The 21,379-nt window shown below is 43.8% G+C and carries 19 protein-coding genes and 5 tRNA genes; 10 read left to right on the top strand and 14 right to left on the bottom strand.

Annotation, left to right across the window (positions count from 1 at the left end; genetic code table 11):
• Window positions 1-41: 41 nt before the first annotated feature.
• The 9 genes from AB4507_RS00520 to lolB all read right to left on the bottom strand — a co-directional run bounded on the left by AB4507_RS00520 (window position 42) and on the right by lolB (window position 5,214).
• Window positions 42-118: transfer RNA gene (locus tag AB4507_RS00520), tRNA-Met, on the bottom strand.
• Between the two features lie 77 nt (window positions 119-195).
• Window positions 196-270 (bottom strand) — tRNA-Gln (locus AB4507_RS00525).
• A gap of 29 nt (window positions 271-299) precedes the next feature.
• Window positions 300-384 (bottom strand) — tRNA-Leu (locus AB4507_RS00530).
• 65 nt (window positions 385-449) lie between these two features.
• Window positions 450-526, bottom strand: a tRNA-Met gene (locus AB4507_RS00535).
• A gap of 280 nt (window positions 527-806) precedes the next feature.
• Window positions 807-1,898, bottom strand: a complete 1,092-nt coding sequence (gene ychF, locus AB4507_RS00540; RefSeq protein ID WP_010439159.1) for a redox-regulated ATPase YchF — start codon at window positions 1,896-1,898, stop codon at window positions 807-809.
• A 10-nt stretch (window positions 1,899-1,908) separates the two neighbouring features.
• Window positions 1,909-2,499 (bottom strand): aminoacyl-tRNA hydrolase, encoded by a 591-nt coding sequence (pth, locus tag AB4507_RS00545; protein ID WP_004739815.1) that lies wholly within the window; start codon window positions 2,497-2,499, stop codon window positions 1,909-1,911.
• A gap of 223 nt (window positions 2,500-2,722) precedes the next feature.
• The gene (locus AB4507_RS00550) at window positions 2,723-3,667 is read right to left on the bottom strand and encodes a ribose-phosphate pyrophosphokinase (RefSeq protein ID WP_004739814.1); all 945 of its coding nucleotides are present in this window, start codon (window positions 3,665-3,667) and stop codon (window positions 2,723-2,725) included.
• A gap of 27 nt (window positions 3,668-3,694) precedes the next feature.
• Window positions 3,695-4,570: a 4-(cytidine 5'-diphospho)-2-C-methyl-D-erythritol kinase gene (ispE, locus tag AB4507_RS00555; protein WP_017064166.1), complete on the bottom strand. Its 876-nt coding sequence runs from the start codon at window positions 4,568-4,570 to the stop codon at window positions 3,695-3,697.
• Window positions 4,567-5,214, bottom strand: coding sequence for a lipoprotein insertase outer membrane protein LolB (lolB, locus tag AB4507_RS00560; RefSeq protein WP_017064165.1), 648 nt, complete (start codon window positions 5,212-5,214; stop codon window positions 4,567-4,569). The genes ispE and lolB overlap by 4 nt, the downstream gene beginning before the upstream one ends.
• 160 nt (window positions 5,215-5,374) lie before the next feature.
• Between lolB and hemA the strand changes: the two genes are divergently transcribed.
• The 8 genes from hemA to ybaK all read left to right on the top strand — a co-directional run bounded on the left by hemA (window position 5,375) and on the right by ybaK (window position 13,617).
• Window positions 5,375-6,634 (top strand): glutamyl-tRNA reductase, encoded by a 1,260-nt coding sequence (gene hemA / locus AB4507_RS00565; protein ID WP_017062312.1) that lies wholly within the window; start codon window positions 5,375-5,377, stop codon window positions 6,632-6,634.
• 28 nt (window positions 6,635-6,662) lie between these two features.
• Window positions 6,663-7,751 (top strand): peptide chain release factor 1, encoded by a 1,089-nt coding sequence (gene prfA / locus AB4507_RS00570; protein WP_017062313.1) that lies wholly within the window; start codon window positions 6,663-6,665, stop codon window positions 7,749-7,751.
• 5 nt (window positions 7,752-7,756) lie between these two features.
• The gene (gene prmC, locus AB4507_RS00575) at window positions 7,757-8,617 is read left to right on the top strand and encodes a peptide chain release factor N(5)-glutamine methyltransferase (RefSeq protein ID WP_017062314.1); all 861 of its coding nucleotides are present in this window, start codon (window positions 7,757-7,759) and stop codon (window positions 8,615-8,617) included.
• A gap of 194 nt (window positions 8,618-8,811) precedes the next feature.
• On the top strand, window positions 8,812-9,195 hold the full coding sequence (locus AB4507_RS00580) for a SirB2 family protein (protein ID WP_009848726.1): 384 nt from the start codon (window positions 8,812-8,814) through the stop codon (window positions 9,193-9,195).
• Window positions 9,196-9,222: 27 nt separating this feature from the next.
• Entirely contained in the window at window positions 9,223-10,032 is an 810-nt protein-coding gene (locus AB4507_RS00585) for a SirB1 family protein (RefSeq protein ID WP_371720982.1), read from the top strand.
• A gap of 22 nt (window positions 10,033-10,054) precedes the next feature.
• Window positions 10,055-10,909: a 3-deoxy-8-phosphooctulonate synthase gene (gene kdsA / locus AB4507_RS00590; RefSeq protein ID WP_017069619.1), complete on the top strand. Its 855-nt coding sequence runs from the start codon at window positions 10,055-10,057 to the stop codon at window positions 10,907-10,909.
• A gap of 454 nt (window positions 10,910-11,363) precedes the next feature.
• Entirely contained in the window at window positions 11,364-13,025 is a 1,662-nt protein-coding gene (ushA, locus tag AB4507_RS00595) for a bifunctional UDP-sugar hydrolase/5'-nucleotidase UshA (RefSeq protein WP_372170909.1), read from the top strand.
• A gap of 118 nt (window positions 13,026-13,143) precedes the next feature.
• Window positions 13,144-13,617, top strand: a complete 474-nt coding sequence (ybaK, locus tag AB4507_RS00600) for a Cys-tRNA(Pro) deacylase (protein ID WP_017069618.1) — start codon at window positions 13,144-13,146, stop codon at window positions 13,615-13,617.
• Window positions 13,618-13,723: 106 nt separating this feature from the next.
• Here the strand turns inward: ybaK and rluF are convergent, their stop codons facing one another.
• The 3 genes from rluF to AB4507_RS00615 all read right to left on the bottom strand — a co-directional run bounded on the left by rluF (window position 13,724) and on the right by AB4507_RS00615 (window position 15,926).
• Window positions 13,724-14,857, bottom strand: a complete 1,134-nt coding sequence (rluF, locus tag AB4507_RS00605) for a 23S rRNA pseudouridine(2604) synthase RluF (protein ID WP_372170907.1) — start codon at window positions 14,855-14,857, stop codon at window positions 13,724-13,726.
• Window positions 14,858-15,033: 176 nt separating this feature from the next.
• A complete protein-coding gene (gene smrA, locus AB4507_RS00610) occupies window positions 15,034-15,615 on the bottom strand; it encodes a DNA endonuclease SmrA (protein WP_017062320.1) in 582 nt (193 codons plus the stop codon).
• Window positions 15,616-15,785: 170 nt separating this feature from the next.
• On the bottom strand, window positions 15,786-15,926 hold the full coding sequence (locus AB4507_RS00615) for a DUF3149 domain-containing protein (RefSeq protein WP_017062321.1): 141 nt from the start codon (window positions 15,924-15,926) through the stop codon (window positions 15,786-15,788).
• A gap of 255 nt (window positions 15,927-16,181) precedes the next feature.
• On the opposite strand from AB4507_RS00615, the gene AB4507_RS00620 reads away from it, so the two are divergent.
• Window positions 16,182-16,258, top strand: a tRNA-Pro gene (locus AB4507_RS00620).
• Window positions 16,259-16,531: 273 nt separating this feature from the next.
• Here the strand turns inward: AB4507_RS00620 and AB4507_RS00625 are convergent.
• Both AB4507_RS00625 and AB4507_RS00630 read right to left on the bottom strand, forming a co-directional pair.
• Complete coding sequence (locus tag AB4507_RS00625; RefSeq protein ID WP_372148312.1) at window positions 16,532-16,954, bottom strand: hypothetical protein; 423 nt, start codon at window positions 16,952-16,954, stop codon at window positions 16,532-16,534.
• A 121-nt stretch (window positions 16,955-17,075) separates the two neighbouring features.
• The gene (locus AB4507_RS00630; RefSeq protein ID WP_372148311.1) at window positions 17,076-17,963 is read right to left on the bottom strand and encodes a TraB/GumN family protein; all 888 of its coding nucleotides are present in this window, start codon (window positions 17,961-17,963) and stop codon (window positions 17,076-17,078) included.
• 404 nt (window positions 17,964-18,367) lie between these two features.
• On the opposite strand from AB4507_RS00630, the gene AB4507_RS00635 reads away from it, so the two are divergent.
• The gene (locus AB4507_RS00635; RefSeq protein WP_017071188.1) at window positions 18,368-21,019 is read left to right on the top strand and encodes a beta-N-acetylhexosaminidase; all 2,652 of its coding nucleotides are present in this window, start codon (window positions 18,368-18,370) and stop codon (window positions 21,017-21,019) included.
• The last annotated feature ends 360 nt before the right edge of the window (window positions 21,020-21,379 follow it).

The raw sequence follows: 21,379 nt of genomic DNA on the forward strand, positions 1-21,379 counted from the left end.
TGATTCAATATAACGTTGTCTTTTCTTTCTCGAAGAAAGAATGGTGGCTACTGCGGGATTTGAACCTGCGACCCCATCATTATGAGTGATGTGCTCTAACCAACTGAGCTAAGTAGCCATCTGAGAGCGAGACAATATAATATAATCTTGCTTTCAATGCCATTATCTTTTTAAAGATAATTACACTTTAAATAGTGGCTGGGCTACCTGGATTCGAACCAGGGAATGCCGGCATCAAAAGCCGGTGCCTTACCGCTTGGCGATAGCCCAACAATGATATCAATTAAGATATCTCAATATGGTGCGGTCGGAGAGACTTGAACTCTCACACCTCTCGGCGCCAGAACCTAAATCTGGTGCGTCTACCAATTCCGCCACGACCGCGTTATTTCCTAAAAACTCTTTGTTACTAAAGACAAACTTTAATATCAAATAGAGTGCTTAGGAAATGGTGGCTACTGCGGGATTTGAACCTGCGACCCCATCATTATGAGTGATGTGCTCTAACCAACTGAGCTAAGTAGCCATTTCCATATTGTTGCTCATTTCGAAACGTTGCCGCTTCGCTGTGAACGGGGCGCATTATGCGGAGTTGAGTGAAACCCGTCAACTTTTTTTTTGAATAAATCGCGAATAAACATCTGTTCGGTTTCTTTTTAGGCAAAGAGGCGTATTTGTCGACAAAAAACAGGTCTAAAAGGCGATATATATAGGAAGTTAACTTTCTGGTGAGGGACAATTTAGAAAGGGGAAAAACAAAAAGGCCAGTGAATTCACTGGCCTTTTTTCTAGATGTTTAATCAGAATTATACATTGAAGCGGAAGTGAACAACGTCACCATCTTTAACTATGTATTCTTTACCTTCAAGGCGCCATTTACCTGCGTCTTTCGCACCGCTCTCACCGTTAAATTCGATGAAGTGATCGAATCCAACAACTTCAGCACGGATGAAACCTTTCTCGAAGTCTGTGTGGATCTTACCCGCTGCTTGTGGCGCAGTTGCACCTACAGGGATTGTCCAAGCACGAACTTCTTTAACACCAGCTGTGAAGTAAGTCTGAAGAGTCAGTAGTTCGTAACCAGAGCGGATCACTCGGTTAAGACCTGGTTCTTCGATACCCATATCCGCAAGGAACTCTTCGCGATCTTCGTCATCAAGCTCAGAAAGCTCTGATTCGATTGCTGCACAAACAGCAACAACAACGTTGTTTTCGTTTTCTGCGTATTCACGAACAGCGTCTAGGTATGGGTTATTTTCAAAACCATCTTCTGCAACGTTTGCGATGTACATTGTTGGCTTAAGCGTTAGGAAGTTTAGGTAGCCGATTGCTGCCGCTTCTTCTTTGCCAAGTTCAACAGTACGTGCCATACCACCTTCAGTTAGAACTGGAAGTAGCTTTTCTAGTACAGTGATTTCGAATTTAGCGTCTTTGTCGCCGCCTTTCGCTTTCTTTGCGTTACGTTGAATTGCACGCTCACAGCTGTCTAAGTCAGCCAGTGCAAGTTCTAGGTTGATCACTTCGATATCTTCAATTGGAGATACTTTGCCAGCAACGTGAACAATGTTTTCATTTTCAAAGCAGCGTACAACGTGACCGATAGCGTCAGTTTCACGGATGTTAGCTAGGAATTTGTTACCAAGACCTTCACCTTTAGATGCGCCAGCAACTAGGCCCGCGATATCTACGAATTCCATTGTCGTTGGAAGGATCTTCTGTGGATTAACAATTTTTGCTAATGCATCTAAGCGTAGATCTGGAACCGGAACGATACCTGTGTTTGGTTCGATCGTACAAAATGGAAAGTTTGCTGCTTCGATGCCTGCTTTAGTCAGTGCGTTAAACAGAGTTGACTTACCAACGTTTGGTAGACCAACGATGCCACATTTAAAACCCATGATATAAACCTTATTCTGCTTTGAACGTATGTAAGCGATTTTGTGCTTTTGGTAGGCCATCTTTTAATAAGATGTCTAGGCTGCGAACCGATTCGTCAACGACGGCCTCGATACACTCTTGCTCTTTTTGAGGAGCTTTGCCTAATACATAACCTGCAACTTTATCTTTGTGTCCTGGATGGCCGATGCCTAATCTAAGACGATAGAATTCTTTATTGTTACCCTGCTTGCTGATGATGTCTTTCAGACCATTATGTCCGCCATGACCACCACCTTTTTTAAACTTTCCAATACCAGGAGGCAGATCTAACTCATCGTGAGCGACCATGATCTCTTCTGGTTTAATTTGGTAGAACTTTGCTAAGGCTGCAACTGCTTTGCCTGACAAGTTCATAAAAGTCGTTGGGATCAGCAAACGAAGATCTTCACCGTGAACCATGATACGACCCGTTAGGCCAAAGAACTTTGGTTCGTTCTTTAGTGTCACGTTATGTACACGCGCTAATTCTTCAACTACCCAAGCGCCCGCGTTGTGGCGAGTTTTGGCGTATTCTGGACCTGGATTAGCCAGTCCAACGAGAAGTTTTATTTGTTGGCTCAAGGTATGGATCTCTCTTGGGATTTCAAAAAGCGCCGTATGATATCACAGTTTATGAAAAAGGTGCGAGCTAGCTGATAGCTGCGCGATTATTCCTGTTTGTGATAACTAGCAGTGCAATATTACTCAGACATAAAAAAAGCACTTCATTGACTGAAGTGCTTAATATCTTTCTCTCGCGTGTTTCTAAAACCAAGCTTTTGTAAAAAAAGCTATTGGGCTTTGATTAGTTGAACATCGCTGAGATTGATTCTTCGTTGCTGATACGACGAATCGCTTCAGCAAGCATGCGAGAAAGGCTAAGTGTTGTCACTTTACCCGTCGCAGCCATCTCTGGAGATAGAGAGATAGAATCCGTTACGATAACTTGGTCTAGAACAGAGTTCTTGATGTTGTTCGCAGCAGTACCAGAGAAAACAGCGTGAGTTGCGTAAGCGAATACACGCTTAGCACCGCGCTCTTTAAGCGCTTCAGCTGCTTTACATAGTGTGCCACCCGTATCGATCATGTCATCAACGATAACACAGTCACGACCTTCAACATCACCGATTAGGTTCATTACTTCAGAAACGTTAGCACGTGGACGACGCTTATCAACGATAGCGATGTCAACATCACCTAGCGCTTTAGCCGTTGCACGAGCACGTACAACACCACCAAGGTCTGGAGAAACCACTACTGGGTTTTCTAGGCCACGGTTAGCCATGTCTTCTAGAAGAACTGGAGTGCCGAAGATGTTATCAACAGGTACATCGAAGAAGCCTTGGATTTGCTCTGCGTGTAGGTCGATAGTAAGAACGCGGTCAACGCCAACGTTAGAAAGGAAGTCTGCAACAACTTTTGCAGTAATTGGCACACGAGCAGAACGTACACGACGATCTTGACGGGCATAACCGAAGTAAGGGATTACAGCAGTAATACGGCCAGCAGAAGCACGGCGCATTGCGTCAATCATTACCACCAATTCCATAAGGTTGTCATTGGTTGGTGCACAAGTTGATTGAATCAGGAATACATCACTACCACGAACGTTTTCATTGATTTGAACAGCGACTTCGCCATCAGAAAAACGGTCTACAGTAGCATCGCCAAGAGAGATGTATAGACGATCAGCAATACGTTGGGCTAGTTCAGGTGTTGCGTTACCAGCAAATAGCTTCATATCAGGCACGGTGGAAACCTCGGGTTGCGTCCAGTTTTAAATAGATTGTGGGTGGGCTGATTGGTATTCAGCCAGAGTTTCTTTTAAAGGAGAAATGTTTCGTCCTTTCGCTACAAAAGCGGAAACTGTGTCAGGCAGTTGTTCCAACACCAATTCGGCTTCTTTTTTGCTGCTAAATTCAGCAAAAACGCACGAACCAGTGCCAGTCAATCTCGACGGCGCGTATTGTAGCAGCCATGAAAGTTGCTTATCAACCTCTGGGTACAGCATTCGCACAATTTTTTCGCAATCGTTTACGTATTCTTGCTCTAGAAGCGTTGATAGCGCTCGCTTCGGCGTATTTCGAGTTAATTCTGAATGTGTGAATATGTCTACAGTTGCTATGCTCACTTGAGGCTTAACAACAAGATACCATTTTTCATCCGGATTAGCGGGCTGAAGCTGTTCTCCAACCCCTTCCGCAAAGGCGGCGTGGCCTCGAACGAACACAGGAACGTCAGCGCCAAGTTTCAATCCGATCTCTGCGAGCTGATCATCAGACAGGTTGAGTTGCCATAGATAGTTAAGTGCGACCAACACGGTTGCGGCATTTGAAGAGCCTCCACCAATGCCACCTCCCATCGGAAGTACTTTCTTAAGCTCAATATCGGCACCGAAAGAAGTCGATGTATATTGTTGAAGAGCGGTCGCGGCTTTCCAAATCAGGTTGTCTTCTGTTGCAACGCCTGGTATTTCCGGTGTGATTGTGATTGAGTTCGTTTCTTCATTAACGGCAACCGTTAGTTCATCGCCAAAATCAACAAACTGAAACAAAGTTTGAAGCTCGTGATAGCCGTTGTCACGTCGACCTGTGATGTAAAGAAATAGATTCAGTTTAGCCGGAGAAGGCCAATGCGTTGGCGTTGTTATCATTTTTTCAGTGTCCACTTCGAAACTACAATGTTGATTTTGTTATCGTCTTGCTTGAATGACAATCGAGTAGGGAGGGGGATGCTTTCTACATTAGTGTTGTCTTCATCTGAGAGGTGTTTACTCTGCATCTCAGTATTTCGATAATTAGCGAAGTTCAGTGTCCATAGCTGGCTGCTGACTTGTTTGGTTAGAGACTCAAGCGTGTTAGTTGTATTTAACTGGTAGCTGTCAGCTTGGTCTGGAATGCCAAGGAACCATTGAGACAGGTGATCAATAGGTATCTGCAAACCTGTCAGTTGCTCAACCAATACAGAGGCACTTGCGTGAGTAAATACTTGGTCGTCATAGGTCACCACTTTGGCCCCCGACGGATCTATAGTCAGGTTCAATGCGGTTTGACCGAGGAATGTCGTGAGCCTTAATTGACTGTGATTTGGTGAATGCTTCCAAATGAAGTTTAGGCTTTGGCGCTGCTCTGGAGAAATGTAGGCGAGCTTGCCCGAGGCTTGGTAGTTTTCTATCTGTAGAAGTCGGTTTTGGTGACTTTGCCACTCAACACTGGTCGGTTGTTCAGGTATAGACGAGCAACCCACCATAATTATGGTCATAAAAATAAGAGACGTGATTCTACGAAGTTTGCTCATATTTGCTCACAACTTGTTCAAATTTATCTAAAAAACGCTTCAACTATAGCATTGAATTCACGAACTCAGGAAAACAAATCCCGCTTGCTCTTTAAATAGAGCCATGCATCAAGTAAAATTCGCCCCTTGTTTCCATTCCCTGATCGAGAACTTCTGATACATGTCTTTGCTTGCCGTAGGTATCAATCACAATACAGCGTCGGTTGAATTGCGAGAAAAAGTCGCTTTTGGTCCAGATAAATTATCTGAGGCACTCAAGCAACTTAACGCAAATGCACACGTGAATGGAAGTGTCATACTTTCTACCTGTAATCGAACTGAAGTGTATTGCGACGTTAAAGGCGTGGCTAAAAACAAACTCATCGATTGGTTGTCGGTTTTCCATCAAGTTAGCCCAGAAGAGCTAAAGCCAAGCCTTTATATACATGAAGAGCAGGCGGCGATTAAACACTTAATGCGCGTTGCTTGTGGTTTGGACTCTTTAGTCTTGGGTGAACCGCAGATCTTAGGTCAGGTGAAGCAAGCGTATACGGACTCGCGAGAGAACAAATCCGTTGATGCTTCAATGGAAAAACTATTCCAGAAATCATTTTCTGTTGCGAAGCGTGTTCGAACTGAAACTGAAATCGGCGGAAGCGCGGTTTCTGTAGCTTACGCAGCCTGTACCTTAGCCAAGCATATTTTTGAATCCATCGCAGATTCAACCGTGTTACTGGTTGGTGCGGGTGAAACCATTGAGCTGGTGGCTAAGCACCTTTCGGCGAATGGCTGTACAAAAATGATTGTGGCGAACCGAACTCGAGAACGTGCTCTAGGGCTAGCAGAAGAATTTGGTGCTGAAGTGATCAGCTTGAATGAGATCCCTGATCATCTTCATCGAGCGGACATCGTAATTAGCTCAACCGCAAGTCCATTGCCTATTATCGGTAAGGGTATGGTTGAGACTGCTCTAAAAACAAGAAAGCATCAGCCGATGTTATTGGTTGATATTGCCGTTCCACGTGATGTGGAATCGCAGGTTGGTGATCTAAATGATGCCTACCTTTATTCGGTTGATGATTTGCAGTCGATTGTTGATGGCAATATCGAACAACGTAAAGTTGAAGCGATTCAAGCTGAAGCGATCGTCAGTGAAGAAAGTGCCGCGTTCATGAGTTGGATGCGCTCTTTACAAGCGGTAGACAGTATTCGAGATTACCGTAAATCGGCTAACGAAATCCGCGAAGAATTATTAAGTAAAAGTTTACAATCGCTTGCCGCTGGCGGTGACCCTGAAAAAGTTTTACTCGAGCTCAGCAATAAGCTCACAAACAAATTGATCCATGCTCCAACGCGCGCACTTCAAAGTGCAGCTGAGCAAGGAGAACCTGCAAAATTAATGGTCATTAGACAGAGTTTGGGCTTAGAAAACCCTCAATAATATTAGACCTCCAACAAGATAAGACATTATGAAAGCCTCGATTCTAGTAAAGCTTGAAACACTTGTTGAACGCTATGAAGAAGTTCAACATCTACTTGGTGATCCAGATGTAATCGGGAATCAAGACAAATTCCGTGCACTTTCGAAAGAATACTCTCAACTTGAAGAAGTGACAGCTTGCTTCCAGTCATACCAGCAAGCGAAAGAAGATCTAGAAGCTGCTGAAGAGATGGCAAACGAAGACGACGCAGAAATGCGTGAAATGGCTCAAGATGAAATCAAAGATGCGAAAGCAGCAATTGAGCGTCTGACTGATGAGCTACAGATTCTTCTTATTCCAAAAGATCCAAACGATGAGCGTAACTGTTTCCTAGAAATCCGCGCAGGTGCGGGTGGTGATGAAGCAGGTATCTTCGCGGGCAACCTGTTCCGTATGTACTCTAAGTTTGCTGAGAAGAAAGGTTGGCGTGTTGAAATCATGAGCAGCAATGCTTCTGAGCAAGGCGGCTACAAAGAGATGATCGCTAAGGTTAGTGGCGACGCTGTTTACGGCACCATGAAGTTTGAGTCAGGCGGTCACCGTGTACAACGTGTACCTGAAACCGAATCTCAAGGCCGTGTTCACACGTCAGCATGTACGGTTGCGGTTATGCCTGAGATCCCAGAAGCGGATCTTCCAGAAATCAAAGCGGGCGACCTTAAAATTGATACTTTCCGTGCATCAGGCGCGGGTGGTCAGCACGTTAACACCACGGATTCAGCAATCCGTATTACTCACTTACCAACGGGTACAGTAGTAGAGTGTCAGGACGAGCGTTCTCAGCATAAAAACAAAGCGAAAGCGATGGCTGTTCTTGCTGCTCGTATTGTTCAAGCAGAAGAAGAGCGCCGCGCGGCAGCGGTTTCTGATACACGTCGTAACCTACTAGGTTCGGGTGACCGTAGTGACCGTATTCGTACGTACAACTACCCACAAGGCCGTGTTTCGGATCACCGTATCAACCTTACAATTTACCGTCTTAACGAAGTACTTGAAGGTGACATGCAAAGCTTGCTTGATCCTGTACTTCAAGAGCACCAAGCCGATCAGCTTGCTGCACTTGCAGAGAACAACTAACCAGTATGCAGTCAGCATATACGGTTGAAAGTGCTTTAAAAGCAGCAATCGTAAAGCTTCAAGAGGGTGATAACACATCACCCTCTATTGATGCCGCGGTACTGCTTTGTCACGCCTTAGATAAACCAAGATCTTACCTACTGACTTGGCCTGAGAAGCATCTCACCTCTGAGCAAGAGTCTGAATTCAATGCCCTTCTAAAACGTCGCTTAACCGGTGAGCCTGTGGCTTACATTATCGGTGAGCGTGAGTTTTGGTCACTGCCGTTAAAAGTTTCCCCTTCTACATTAATCCCACGCCCAGATACCGAGCGTTTGGTTGAAGTAGCGTTGGATAAAACCTTTGGCAAGCAAGGCGCGATTCTCGATTTAGGGACAGGTACAGGTGCTATCGCGTTAGCATTAGCGTCTGAGATGCCGAATCGACAGGTGACGGGTATTGATCTTCGCCCTGAAGCGCAGCAGCTTGCGACAGAGAATGCACAGCGTCTCAACATCACCAATGCGACTTTTTTGCATGGTAGTTGGTTTGAGCCTTTGAGCTCTGAAGGCGTTGTGAAATTCTCTCTGATTGTTTCTAACCCGCCATACATTGAGAAGAATGATCCTCATTTGTCTCAAGGCGATGTGCGTTTTGAGCCGATCACAGCACTGGTTGCTGAAGAGAAAGGGCTTGCAGATATTCGATACATTTCTGAAAACGCACGTGGCTTTTTGGAAAATGAAGGTTGGTTAGCATTTGAACACGGCTATGACCAAGGTTTGGCAGTTCGTGAGATTATGCAGGCGCTCGGTTATCTCGATGTTGTCACAGAGAAAGATTACGGTGGTAATGACCGAGTGACATTGGGTCGTTACTGTTCATAGTTAGTGATTGTTAATCGTCTTGTGAGCAATGGATGATGAACTTGCTAAATTGATACCTTTAACTCGACAATACATTTAACCCGATAATGCATTTAACGCAGAAATACAGAGATTTTATGCAGAACTACAGAGCATTAACGGGTATTGTGAGGCTCGTGTTAACGAAAGCACATATAAAAATATAAAGGAATACCATGTACGAAGGTCTAAAACATTTTCACCTATTAACGATTGCTATAAGTGCGCTACTTCTCTCGATTCGTTTCGCTCTTATGATGGCTAACTCACCTAAGCTTAAGCATCCTTTCTTGCAGCGTTTCCCTCATATCAATGACTCGTTGCTATTGCTATCGGGTATTGGTTTGATTTTCATCACTGGCTTTATTCCATTTACACCAGCAGCACCATGGTTAACCGAAAAACTAACTTGTGTTATGGCTTACATCGCATTAGGTTTCTTTGCGCTTAAGCTAGGTAAAAACAAGCTACTGAGAGTATTCTCTTTCTTTGGTGCGCTTGGCTGGTTAGCGATGGCAGGCAAAATCGCAATGACCAAGACACCAACATTTTTCGGTTAATTATCTCCTTATTTCGGTTAACTATCTATGTACGAATTTTTTGATGAAGACTTTGACCAGCTAGAGTTAGCTGAAGGTGCATTGATCTTAAATAAAGCGATTAACCCAGAAACTCAAGACAGTTGGGCAGAGCAAGAGCTGGTGAGATTGTTAAAAGACGCCGAGTTTGCTTTGGTTAATGAAACCGATGAACAGCAGAAGTTTGAATCTTTTATTCGACTATTCTTTTATGAATGGGGTTTTGCTGGCGATAAAGATGCGTATTTCTCTTCGGAAAACGCGTTCATCGATAAAGTGCTTGAGAGAAAGAAAGGCATTCCAGTGAGTCTGGGGGCGATCTTTCTTTTTCTAGGTCGCAAGCTAGGCTTTCCTGTAGAGGGCGTCTCTTTCCCGACTCAATTCTTACTTAAAGTAAGTTGGTACGGGCAAGCTGCAGCCTATATTAACCCTTATAACGGTGAGTATGTTGGCGAACAAACGCTGCGAGCATGGTTAATTGGCCATGATGGCCCATTAGCTAAGGTGAAACCTGAGCACTTAGAAGTCGCCGACCACCCAACAATTATTGGTAAGTGGTTAGCCCTGCTCAAGAGTGCACTACTGCGAGAAGAGCGTTATACACTTGCATTGAAGTGTACTGACCTTGCTTTGACGTTTGTACCTGATGACCCATATGAAATCCGTGACCGCGGTTTTATCTATCAGCAGCTAGACTGTCACCAAGTAGCCGCAACCGATTATCAATACTTTATCGACCAATGCCCAGATGACCCGGCATCTGAGTTACTGAAATCTCAAGTGAACGTCATGAACGAAAAGACAGTGGTCGTTCACTAATTAATAATTATTTAGAGAGAATATGATGGAACAGAAAACAGTTCATATTGGCGATATGCCAATTGCTAACGACAAGCCATTTACGCTATTTGCAGGCATGAACGTTCTTGAATCTCGCGATCTTGCTATGCAGATCTGTGAGCACTATGTAAAAGTAACCGAGAAGCTGGGCATCCCTTACGTATTTAAGGCGTCTTTTGATAAAGCGAACCGCAGCTCAGTTCATTCATACCGTGGTCCAGGAATGGAAGAAGGTCTCAAAATCTTCCAAGAGCTGAAAGATACTTTCGGCGTGAAGATCATTACTGATATCCACACAGAAGCTCAAGCTCAGCCTGTTGCGGATGTGGTTGATGTAATCCAACTACCTGCATTCCTAGCTCGTCAAACTGATCTTGTTGAAGCAATGGCTAAGACTGGCGCAGTAATCAACGTGAAGAAGCCTCAGTTCATGAGCCCGAATCAAGTTGGCAACATCGTTGATAAGTTCGCTGAGTGCGGTAATGACAACATCATCCTTTGTGAGCGTGGCGCTTGCATGGGTTACGATAACCTTGTTGTGGATATGCTTGGCTTTGGCGTAATGAAGAAGTCTTCAAACGGTAGCCCAATCATCTTCGACGTGACGCACTCTCTACAAATGCGTGACCCATCAGGTGCTGCATCTGGCGGTCGTCGTGAGCAAACGGTTGAACTTGCTAAAGCGGGTCTTGCTACGGGTATTGCGGGTCTGTTCATTGAAGCTCACCCAAACCCAGACCAAGCTCGTTGTGATGGCCCATCTGCGCTACCTCTAGACAAACTAGAGCCGTTCTTGAAGCAGATGAAAGCACTTGATGACCTTATCAAAGGCTTTGAGCATATTGATATTAAATAATTGAGATGGATGTGAAGTAACGGAAACGTTATTTCACAAAGTTGATCTAAGAAAGCCCAGTTCTCTGAATTGGGCTTTTTTTAATCTCGTAAAAGCAGCCGAACATAAACCGTTCATTTAAAGAGTTGTTAACGTGGCGGGTTATTACCTAAGAAACTCTTATATGAGTGTGAGGTCAGTCCTGTTTGCAGTAAATTGCTGATATTCATCACACTTTGTAAGTAAACGATTGCTTGTGATGCAGGGGAAGTTTGAGTGTAATCTCATAATTTTGTTACACTTAACTGTTGACCTATGCGTGACCAATTCGACATAAATATGAAATCGTCGTGTTACATCTAGAATGTTAATTTAAGATTAGTCATGTTGAAGTCTTATTGTTCGAACTCCAGGAAAGGGGTCGCAATAGATTATAAAAAGCAGTGGATTCCCTAAAAAGTTCAAAGGTATGACAATGAAGCAACGCCTTATTCTAAAGACAGCACTAAGTGCTGCAATTCTAGCTACTCTAGCTGGGTGTGCGTCTCAATCAGCTCATGATTGGAACCAAGACGAAACTTACAAGCTAACGATTCTTCACACAAACGATAACCATGGTCGTTTCTGGCAGAATAAATATGGCGAATACGGCATGTCTGCACGTAAAACGCTAGTTGACCAACTTCGTTCAGAAGTTGAAGCAGAAGGCGGTAGCGTGTTGCTTCTATCTGGCGGTGACATCAACACGGGTGTTCCAGAGTCAGACCTTCAGGACGCAGAACCTGATTTTAAAGGTATGAACAAAATTGGTTACGATGCCATGGCATTGGGTAACCACGAGTTTGATAACTCTTTAGACGTATTACAAAAGCAGATCGACTGGGCTAACTTCCCAATGCTATCTGCAAACATCTACGATAAAGCGACAGGTGAACGTAAGTTCCAAGCTTACGAGATGTTCGAAAAGCAAGGCATCAAGATTGCGGTTATTGGTTTAACAACTGAAGATACCCAAAAGATTGGTAACCCTGAATTTATCGCAGGCATCGACTTCCGTGATCCTAAAGAAGAAGCGAAGAAGCTAATCGCTGAACTTAAAGAAACAGAAAAACCGGATCTAATCTTTGCTGTGACTCATATGGGTCACTACGAAAATGGCCAACGCGGTGTTAATGCTCCGGGTGATGTCGCACTTGCTCGTTACCTAAACGAAGGCGATCTAGACATGATCGTTGGTGGTCACTCTCAAGAGCCTGTATGTATGGAAGGCCCTAACGTTGCGAAGAAAAACTTCAAGCCGGGTGATGAGTGTAAGCCTGACGTACAGAACGGTACTTACATCGTTCAAGCTCACGAGTGGGGCAAGTACGTAGGTCGTGCTGATTACGAATTCCGTAATGGCGAGCTAGAGATGGTTAGCTACGACCTGATTCCAGTTAACCTTAAGAAGAAAGTTAAGATCGACGGTAAGAAGCAACGTGTTCTTATTCAAGATGAAATCGCACAAGACCCAGAGCTACTTGAATTCCTACGTCCTTTCCAAGAGCAAGGTCAGGCACAGCTAGAAGTTCAAATCGCTGAGACAAATGGCAAGCTTGAAGGCGATCGTAACGTCGTTCGTTTCCAACAGACCAACCTAGGTCGTTTGATTGCGATTTCTCACATGGAGCGTGCAAAAGCAGACTTCGCTGTGATGAACTCTGGTGGCGTTCGTGACTCAATTGAAGCCGGTAATGTTACTTACAAAGATGTACTGAAGGTACAGCCTTTTGCAAACATCCTGACTTACACAGACATGACGGGTAAAGAAGTTCTGGATTACCTAAATGTAGTAGCGACTAAACCAATCGATTCTGGTGCTTACGCTCAGTTTGCTGGTATCTCTATGACAGTAGCGAACGGTGAAGTATCGAATGTATTCATCGGTGGCAAACAGCTTCGTCTAGACGAAACTTACCGTTTCACAGTACCAAGCTTTAACGCTGCTGGTGGTGACGGTTACCCTAAACTGTCTGATCACCCAGGTTACGTAAATACTGGTTTTGTTGATGCTGAAGTACTGAAAGAGTACCTAGAAGCAAACAGCCCGGTTGACGTGAACAAGTACGCGCCTTCAGGCCAAATGGTTTACAAGTAATGGAATCCAAGCAATTGTATCAATAGGTGCTAAATTAGATTGACTCTAGCACCATGATAAATTTAACTAAAGCGACGCCTCGGCGTCGCTTTTTGTTTATCTATCGTTTGGATTTGTTATGACCCCAGCAATCAATCTCGCCAAGAAAAAGAAAATCGCTCATAGCGTGCATCAGTACCATCATGATGCCAATAATACGAACTATGGTTTAGAAGCCGTTGAAGCGCTTGGTCAAGATCCCAAACGTGTATTCAAAACGCTGTTGTTCTGCTTGAATGGTGTGGCGAAAGATTTGGCGGTTGCCGTTATTCCTGTCGACCAGAAGCTAAATCTAAAGCTTGCCGCTAAAGCAGCGAAAGGCAAAAAAGCAGAGATGGCCGATCCTGAGATTGCTCAGAAAACCACGGGTTATGTTGTTGGTGGCATTAGTCCGCTTGGACAGAAGAAAGCACTGCCTACCTTCGTTCATTCCAGTGCGACAGATTTTGAAACGATATGTGTGAGTGCAGGTAAGCGTGGGCTAGAGATTGAATTAGACCCAAAAGACTTAACACTTCTGACTCGCGGCCAGTTTGCTGATTTATGTTTATAGATTGTCGTCGTCATGATGATAAAACTATCGAATGACCAACAAAAACGCCCGCTAGACTAATCTAGCGGGCGTTTTTATATCGAGAGTCTCGTCTTACTGATTCAGACTACTTCTTCAGACCTAAAGTACCACCAACACGCTTTGGTGCAGGTTTGTTCGGTCTGTTTGAATCTTGGCTGCGGTTTGCCGGCTTCCCGCTTCTACGATCGGTATTATCGCGATCTGTGCGATTGCGATCCGAACGATTTCTATCTGAATTAGAACGCTCTGAACGAGAGTTTGATTTCCAGTTCTCGGTATTACCACCGCTTTCACCATTTGATGAATTGCGGCCACGCTTTGAGTTAGGTGCATGACGGAATTCATCCGCATTGTTACCGCGGTAAGTGCGAGTACGGTTCTCGTTTTGATTACGGCGCGCTGTTGAAGCTTGGTTCTCTTCACGGCTGTCAAAAAGTTTCGCGTCAGTCGCTTTATGAATGCGTTGACCTTTCGCGTTCATTTTTGACGCATCTTCCGTACTTACTGAGCCTTCACACATCGCTAAGATCTCAGTGATCTCTTCGTCGCTCAGGTAGCGCCATTTGCCGTTAGGAATACCGTCTAGTGAGATATTCATAATACGAACACGGCGCAGCTTAAATACTTCGTAACCGAGCGCTTCACACATACGGCGAATTTGGCGGTTAAGGCCTTGTGTTAGTGTAATTCGGAATGAGAACTTGGTCTCTTTCTCGACCTTACATGGCAAGGTAACAGTATCGAGAATATGGACACCAGCGCCCATTTGCTTCAAAAACTCAGTCGTAATCGGCTTATCTACACGCACCACGTATTCTTTCTCGTGATTGTTACCTGCACGTAGGATTTTATTTACGATGTCGCCATCGTTGGTCAAGAAGATAAGACCATCAGAAGGCTTATCTAGACGACCAATCGGGAAAATACGTTTGTGGTGGCCGATAAAGTCGACGATGTTGCCAGGAATATCACGCTCAGTCGTACAGGTGATACCTGTTGGTTTATTAAGAGCAATGTAAATCGGCTTCTCTTTTGAGCGAACAGGCTTATTGTCGATCTCAACATCATCACCTGGCAAGACTTTAGTACCCATTTCAGGGATCTTACCGTTAATAGTAACTCGGCCTGCATCAATGAGCTTATCGGCTTCGCGGCGTGAGCAAAAACCAGTTTCACTGATGTATTTATTAAGGCGTTTAGCTTGGGATTCTTGTGACATGATATTCTCTTAGCGTTTCACAACGGAAATATAGATAAACAAAAAGCAACCTTTGGATAGTTGCTTTGAGTTGAAATTCGTTAACTGAGGTAATTTTAGCACTTGGTGTGAGTCTAGGCACGAAATATCGATCTTGATGCAAAATCGTTACTAGTCCATTTATCTATCTCAACCTATTAACTGGTGCGTTTTTGATGGCGCTCTCTGTTCTCTAGCTTTTTCTCATTACTCTTTCTGAGCATTACGTAGACTGCGCCCGTACCACCATGAAATTGCTGAGCAGAATGAACACATTGAACGTCGTTGATTTGTGTTAGCCAATTTGCCACGTAGCTTTTCATCATTGCAGGTGGATTCGAACGCTCACCCTTACCATGAACAATGATGACGGTACGAACATCCATTCTTAAACACTGACGCAAAAATGAAAGCACTTCGTTACGTGCGTCTTTCAGTGTTTTCCTATGAAGGTCGAGCTTGGCTTGAATAGGGTATTTTCCTAGGCGCAGCTTTTTGTATACGCCTTCTTGTACACCGTCTTTTTTATAAGCAACAACATCGTCTGGCTTGATCATTGGCGAATAGTCTAATGATAAGTAGTCTTTCTCGTCGTCAGACAGCCACATAGCGGCTTCACGCTTAGCAAGGTGAGATTCGGTGACTCGGTGTACTTTCTGGTGTTCAGCGGTGTCATGGTCGATACGTTTAACATCGCCCATCATTTCTTGGAATAGATCTAAGTCATCATCATGAGACATAGTGTGTATCTCAAGTTGGAGAAGGATAGGGTAAGTATACCTAAGTTGAGGTTAGGTTTAAAAATGAAAAAACCGGAGAAGACAATAAGTCTGCTCCGGTGCAAAGCGTTTTGACATTTACTTATAAAGTAAAAGAATACTTAAAAGTAAATGATTTAGGCAGAGCGATTCTAGTGAGGAGATTTTTCAGTCATAACTTTGTATATGAAGAAGCCTCCATAGAACATCATGAGACCCAGAGCCCCGAAGATTACTATCATTGAAGATAGTCCCACCGCATTACCAAATAGGAGATCTAGCCAAAAGTCCATGTGTATACCTCAAAGTTATATGACATGGCTTAGTGTATTAACAAGCATTATCAATTCACTGATCTGGATCAATCCTGTTTCATAAGTTAAATACTTGTTGGTAACTGTGTGTTTTTCGTCACATCATGCTCGTTGTTGTATGTCTTTTGTTCGAACGATTCAAAATCGCAATAAATATGAGAAAAAGCCCTTGCGGATAAATTCAGAACCCGTATTATACGCTCCATCGACAGGCAATGAGCCAGTTAGATATCTCGGTGAATAGCGCAGCTTGGTAGCGCATCTGGTTTGGGACCAGAGGGTCGGGGGTTCGAATCCCTCTTCACCGACCACATTTAGAAAGCCTGCTCATTGAGCAGGCTTTCGTCGTTTCAGGGGAAGGGAAATGGGATTTGAACCTAGGTGGGGTTCGCCTGATGTTCAAAATAGCTCTTCACCGACCACATAAAAGAAAGCCGTAGCACTCTTTGTAGTAGAAGGTGCTACGGCTTTTTTGCTTTCCGGTATGTACGTCATTCCCTAGAGCGAGTCGGGAATCTCTTGTTGTTCTAAATGCCCTTTATAGAGACAAGGGTTGACCCAATAGCCAGTAGCCCCAAACCTGTTTACTTGACATCACAGGTGATGTTTTTGATTGGAGTCTCTGAAGTAACAAAACAAACATACGCTTCCGCTGGCTTATTCGGGCCTATTCGAATGTAACCTGCCTTTACTTCATCTTCATCAAACGTCACCGAGTGAGAGCTTCCCATTTGGTTGTCGTAAAAGTTTGCTTCAAAATTGTTGTTCATCTGGCTTGCGATACGGTTTCGTGTTGTAGATGTTGTGAATGTAATATTGGCGCAGCGCATCGGTGGTTTCTCAGTAATCAAAAACTGTCCGCTTTCTTTATCTAATACACCGCCTTTAGTATCCGGTTGTATGTCTATCGCCTGAAACTGTTCGATGGTGCATGTTTCTTTGGCTGAGGCTATTGAGGTCATCAGCATCGTGAGGGCTAAAGGGAAAGCAAAAAGTACTGGTTTCATTAGAACAACGCCATAGGAAAAAAGAGCGGAAGATAATAGCACCGCAATGGTGCTATTAAATGTAAAGATTCTGTTATTAAGGAAATGCTTTTATAACGAAAACAAAATGAGGTGAGTATTGTTAGCCTTTTGGGCTAGCCGCAAATTGACATTGGGCTGGTTGGCTTTGCGATTGCTGGATGACACTGAAACCTTTCTTTTCTAATAACTGTATAAGGTTACCTTCTCCAATTAGGTGCAAGGTGCCAACTACTATCAAGTAGTTCCCTTTAGACTTAAGTTTCCAATTATTGGCGGATAGCTTGTTTGCCCAGTCTATGTTGCGATCGGTTAAGAACGCTTTCTCAAGTTCAGGTGACATCTCTGATAGCTCTGAGAAGGCTTCCAGCTTCGCTAAATCGCCCGCTTTCCAGCTTTCAATCAGGCAATGAACCACACGATCAGTTTGGTCAAATTCTTCTAGGCTACTGACTAACCATTCCTTACCGTCATCCTTTTGTTTTGTCATCAGGTCTATTTGGAATTGCAGAGGCTCCAAACTGATAACCGGAACATCTTGGGTAGTCGCTTTGTTCGCTAGCGTCGCATCAACGCCGCTGGCGGAGCCATAACCAAGGTTTTTTAACTGCTGCATTTGTATGGAGAGAGAAGTTGCCCAAGGCGGTGAGCGAAGCAGTTGTTGCGTCGGCATGCCCAATGATTTTGATATGTCGGTTAATAATTGCAGCTGTTCTGTATTGAGTACATCGGCAGTCGTGAGTTTGTTGCGGGGATATACAACGCCATCAGACTTTCTGATATCCGTTTCGATAATTAAGCCATCACTGTTTTTTAGCGCGTCGGTGATCGCCGAAGGAAGGGGGTACATACTCTCGTCTCCAACGTGCACTGAACCTAAGATAGTGAGTGTCAGATCATCCTTTTGTGCTTGCCAATAAAGGGGCTCGGCGACCGCTTGCCTAGCTGAAAAAGCGAGAACGAATAAAACCATGTACCAGAGTGGACGCAAAGGGAGCTCCTTAAGGAAGTATTAAACTCGTTAAAATCGATTTTGACGATGTTTTTTAACGGTTTTTTTTGAGAACAATGTCACGTTGTTTGTACGAAAAGTATAATAATACGCTGAAACTCTAAATCCTTTCTGACTACCAATGACACGATTTTATGAAATCGGTAAAAAAGATTGTGATTCATTTCTCAAATTTTACGTCAAAATTAAAATGACGGAAGTGCCGTTGCTTGTAACTTGATGATTTTATTTAAATTAAATTTATCAATATTTTTGAGATTTGAAGCCGATCACTTTATTAGCTCGATTTAATTCACGGTAAAAAATAAGCCCATATAGTTTATCTAACTTTCGAAGCGCTCCATTTTGCTTCTTACTCAATTTTTAATTTATGGGTGAATACGATGTTGAAGAGAAACTTACTATCTGTAGCGGTATTGGCTGGCCTAACAGGTTGTGCAGTAACGCAAGCACCAGAACAAAAAGTAGTGAATGCACTAGCTGATAATCTTGATGTTCAGTACGAAATTCTAACTAATCATGGTGCGAATGAAGGCTTGGCTTGTCAGGACCTAGGTGCTGAATGGGCGTCATGTAATAAAGTGAACATGACGCTAACCAATGACGGTGAAGCGATTGACTCTAAAGATTGGAGCATCTACTTCCACAGTATTCGTCTTATTTTAGATGTTGATAATGAGCAATTTAAGATCACTCGCGTTACTGGTGACCTTCACAAGCTAGAACCTACTGAAAAATTTGACGGCTTTGCGGCTGGTGAAGAAGTGGTTCTTCCGTTAACGAGTGAATACTGGCAACTGTTTGAAACTGACTTTATGCCAGGTGCATTCGTGACGGCGCCAAACGCAGAACCTAAGATGATTGCATCATTGAATACAGAAGATGTTGCATCGTTCGTAACTGGTCTAGAGGGTAATAACCTTAAGCGTACGCCTGATGATAATAACGTAATGGCGACAGCGGTGACGCGTTTTGAAAAGAATGCTGATCTAGCAACGCAAGATGTATCAACTACTTTACTACCAACGCCAATGTCGGTAGAAGCCGGTGAAGGTTCAGTTAGCATTGCTGGTGGTATTGCCCTACCTAAAGACGCATTCGACGCTGAGCAATTCGCAGCAATTGAAGAACGTGCAGATGTGGTAAACGTAGATGTGAGTGGCGACCTACCTGTGAGTGTCGCTGTTGTTCCTACTCAGTTTACGGGTGATTTAGCAAAATCTGGCGCTTATGAACTAAGCATCTCGGAAGAGGGGATTGCAATTAAAGCGTTTGATAAAACGGGTGCTTTCTACGCAGTTCAGTCTATTTTTGGCCTAATAGATAGTCAGAACGCTGAATCATTACCACAACTGTCAATTAAAGATGCGCCGCGCTTTGATTATCGTGGTGTGATGGTGGACGTTGCTCGAAACTTCCACTCAAAAGATGCCATCCTAGCAACGCTAGATCAAATGGCGGCATACAAGATGAATAAACTGCACCTTCACCTAACGGATGATGAAGGTTGGCGTTTAGAAATTCCAGGTTTACCAGAGCTAACGGATGTAGGGTCTAATCGTTGTTTTGATTTGGATGAACAAAGCTGCTTACTGCCTCAGCTAGGTTCTGGTCCAACAACAGACAACTTTGGCTCTGGTTTCTTTAGTAAAGCGGATTACGTCGAGATCCTAAGCTACGCTAAAGCGCGCAGCATCGAAGTTATCCCTGAAATTGATATGCCAGCACACGCTCGTTCAGCTGTGGTATCAATGGAAGCGCGTTACACTCGTCTCATGGCGGAAGGCAAAGAAGCAGAAGCGAACGAATACCGCTTGATGGATCCGCAAGATACATCGAATGTAACCACGGTTCAGTTCTACGATAAGCAAAGCTTCATTAACCCATGTATGGAGTCATCAACTCACTTCGTCGATAAAGTAATCTCTGAAGTGGCGGCAATGCACCAAGAAGCGGGCGTACCGCTAACGACTTGGCACTTCGGCGGCGATGAAGCGAAAAACATCAAGTTAGGCGCAGGCTTACAAGATATTAATGCAGAAGATAAAGTGGCTTGGAAAGGCAACATCGATTTGTCTAAGCAAGATAAGCCGTTCCAACAATCACCACAATGTCAGTCATTGATCGCTGATGGTACTGTAAGCGATTTCGGTCATCTACCAAGCCACTTCGCAGAACAGGTTTCTAAGATTGTTGCTGAGAAGGGTATTCCCCACTTCCAAGCATGGCAAGATGGTCTGAAATACAGCGAAGGCGAGGAAGCATTTGCGACCGAAAGTACACGCGTGAACTTCTGGGACGTTCTTTACTGGGGCGGAACTTCATCAGTATACGATTGGTCAGCAAAAGGGTATGACGTGATTGTCTCTAACCCAGACTACGTATACATGGATATGCCATACGAAGTTGATGCAGCTGAGCGTGGTTACTACTGGGCAACACGTGCAACCGATACTCGTAAGATGTTTGGCTTCGCACCAGAAAACATGCCACAAAACGCAGAAACATCATTAGACCGTGATGGCAATGGTTTTACTGGTAAAGGTGAGGTTGAAGCGAAACCTTTCTACGGTCTGTCAGCTCAACTTTGGTCAGAAACAGTACGTACTGACGAGCAATATGAATACATGGTGTTCCCTCGCGTATTGGCAGCAGCAGAGCGCGCATGGCACCGAGCAGATTGGGAAAACGACTACAAGGTTGGTGTTGAATACTCTCAAGAAACTAACTTAGTGAATAAGCAAGCGTTGAACAGCGACTTTAATCGCTTCGCGAATATTCTTGGTCAACGTGAGCTAGCTAAGCTAGAAAAAGCGGGTATTGATTACCGACTACCAGTTCCAGGTGCGAAGGTTGTTGACGGTAAGCTAGCGATGAACGTTCAATTCCCAGGTGTAGAGCTGCAATACTCTGCTGATGGCGAAAACTGGCTAACATACGATGAGCAACAACGTCCATCAGTTTCTGGTGAGACTTACATCCGCTCTATTTCAGAAAGTGGTGAGAAAGTAAGTCGAGTGACCTCAGTTAAATAATCGATAAGCACTATTAGTAGAAGAGCTCCTGACCTTTATCTTATTCAAGATAAAACGGGAGCTCTTTTTGTTTACTGCGAATTAGGTGCATATCCAAAACTGAAACATATAGAAATCGCCTTTGGTCATATCATCAACAATGCACATAAGGTGACTTTAATCCCAAAAGTGACGCGCTTCTCATTATTCTCTTCAAAAAATAAGCCCCCTGTAAAAAACTCTAAATCAGATGTGATTCAACTATCTAGATCTAATTTTTCTTCGTGAAATAACGTGATCCCGATCTGTATATTTTTCCATCTTAAGTTTTTTATCAATTTTTATGTTTTTAAGTTGTTGATTTTAAAGTTTTAAATAACT

The sequence above is a fragment of the Vibrio sp. 10N.222.54.A3 genome (genome assembly GCF_041474095.1).
Lineage (GTDB): Bacteria > Pseudomonadota > Gammaproteobacteria > Enterobacterales > Vibrionaceae > Vibrio > Vibrio crassostreae_C.

Coding starts and splice junctions, on each gene's coding strand:
- prfA (WP_017062313.1), top strand. CDS start 6,663: ATGAAAGCCTCGATTCTAGTAAAGCTTGAAACACTTGTTGAACGCTAT.
- kdsA (WP_017069619.1), top strand. CDS start 10,055: ATGATGGAACAGAAAACAGTTCATATTGGCGATATGCCAATTGCTAAC.
- AB4507_RS00635 (WP_017071188.1), top strand. CDS start 18,368: ATGTTGAAGAGAAACTTACTATCTGTAGCGGTATTGGCTGGCCTAACA.
- smrA (WP_017062320.1), bottom strand. CDS start 15,615: ATGTCTCATGATGATGACTTAGATCTATTCCAAGAAATGATGGGCGAT.
- AB4507_RS00585 (WP_371720982.1), top strand. CDS start 9,223: ATGTACGAATTTTTTGATGAAGACTTTGACCAGCTAGAGTTAGCTGAA.
- hemA (WP_017062312.1), top strand. CDS start 5,375: ATGTCTTTGCTTGCCGTAGGTATCAATCACAATACAGCGTCGGTTGAA.
- ispE (WP_017064166.1), bottom strand. CDS start 4,570: ATGATAACAACGCCAACGCATTGGCCTTCTCCGGCTAAACTGAATCTA.
- ybaK (WP_017069618.1), top strand. CDS start 13,144: ATGACCCCAGCAATCAATCTCGCCAAGAAAAAGAAAATCGCTCATAGC.
- prmC (WP_017062314.1), top strand. CDS start 7,757: ATGCAGTCAGCATATACGGTTGAAAGTGCTTTAAAAGCAGCAATCGTA.
- ychF (WP_010439159.1), bottom strand. CDS start 1,898: ATGGGTTTTAAATGTGGCATCGTTGGTCTACCAAACGTTGGTAAGTCA.
- AB4507_RS00580 (WP_009848726.1), top strand. CDS start 8,812: ATGTACGAAGGTCTAAAACATTTTCACCTATTAACGATTGCTATAAGT.
- rluF (WP_372170907.1), bottom strand. CDS start 14,857: ATGTCACAAGAATCCCAAGCTAAACGCCTTAATAAATACATCAGTGAA.
- lolB (WP_017064165.1), bottom strand. CDS start 5,214: ATGAGCAAACTTCGTAGAATCACGTCTCTTATTTTTATGACCATAATT.
- AB4507_RS00625 (WP_372148312.1), bottom strand. CDS start 16,954: ATGAAACCAGTACTTTTTGCTTTCCCTTTAGCCCTCACGATGCTGATG.
- ushA (WP_372170909.1), top strand. CDS start 11,364: ATGAAGCAACGCCTTATTCTAAAGACAGCACTAAGTGCTGCAATTCTA.
- AB4507_RS00615 (WP_017062321.1), bottom strand. CDS start 15,926: ATGGACTTTTGGCTAGATCTCCTATTTGGTAATGCGGTGGGACTATCT.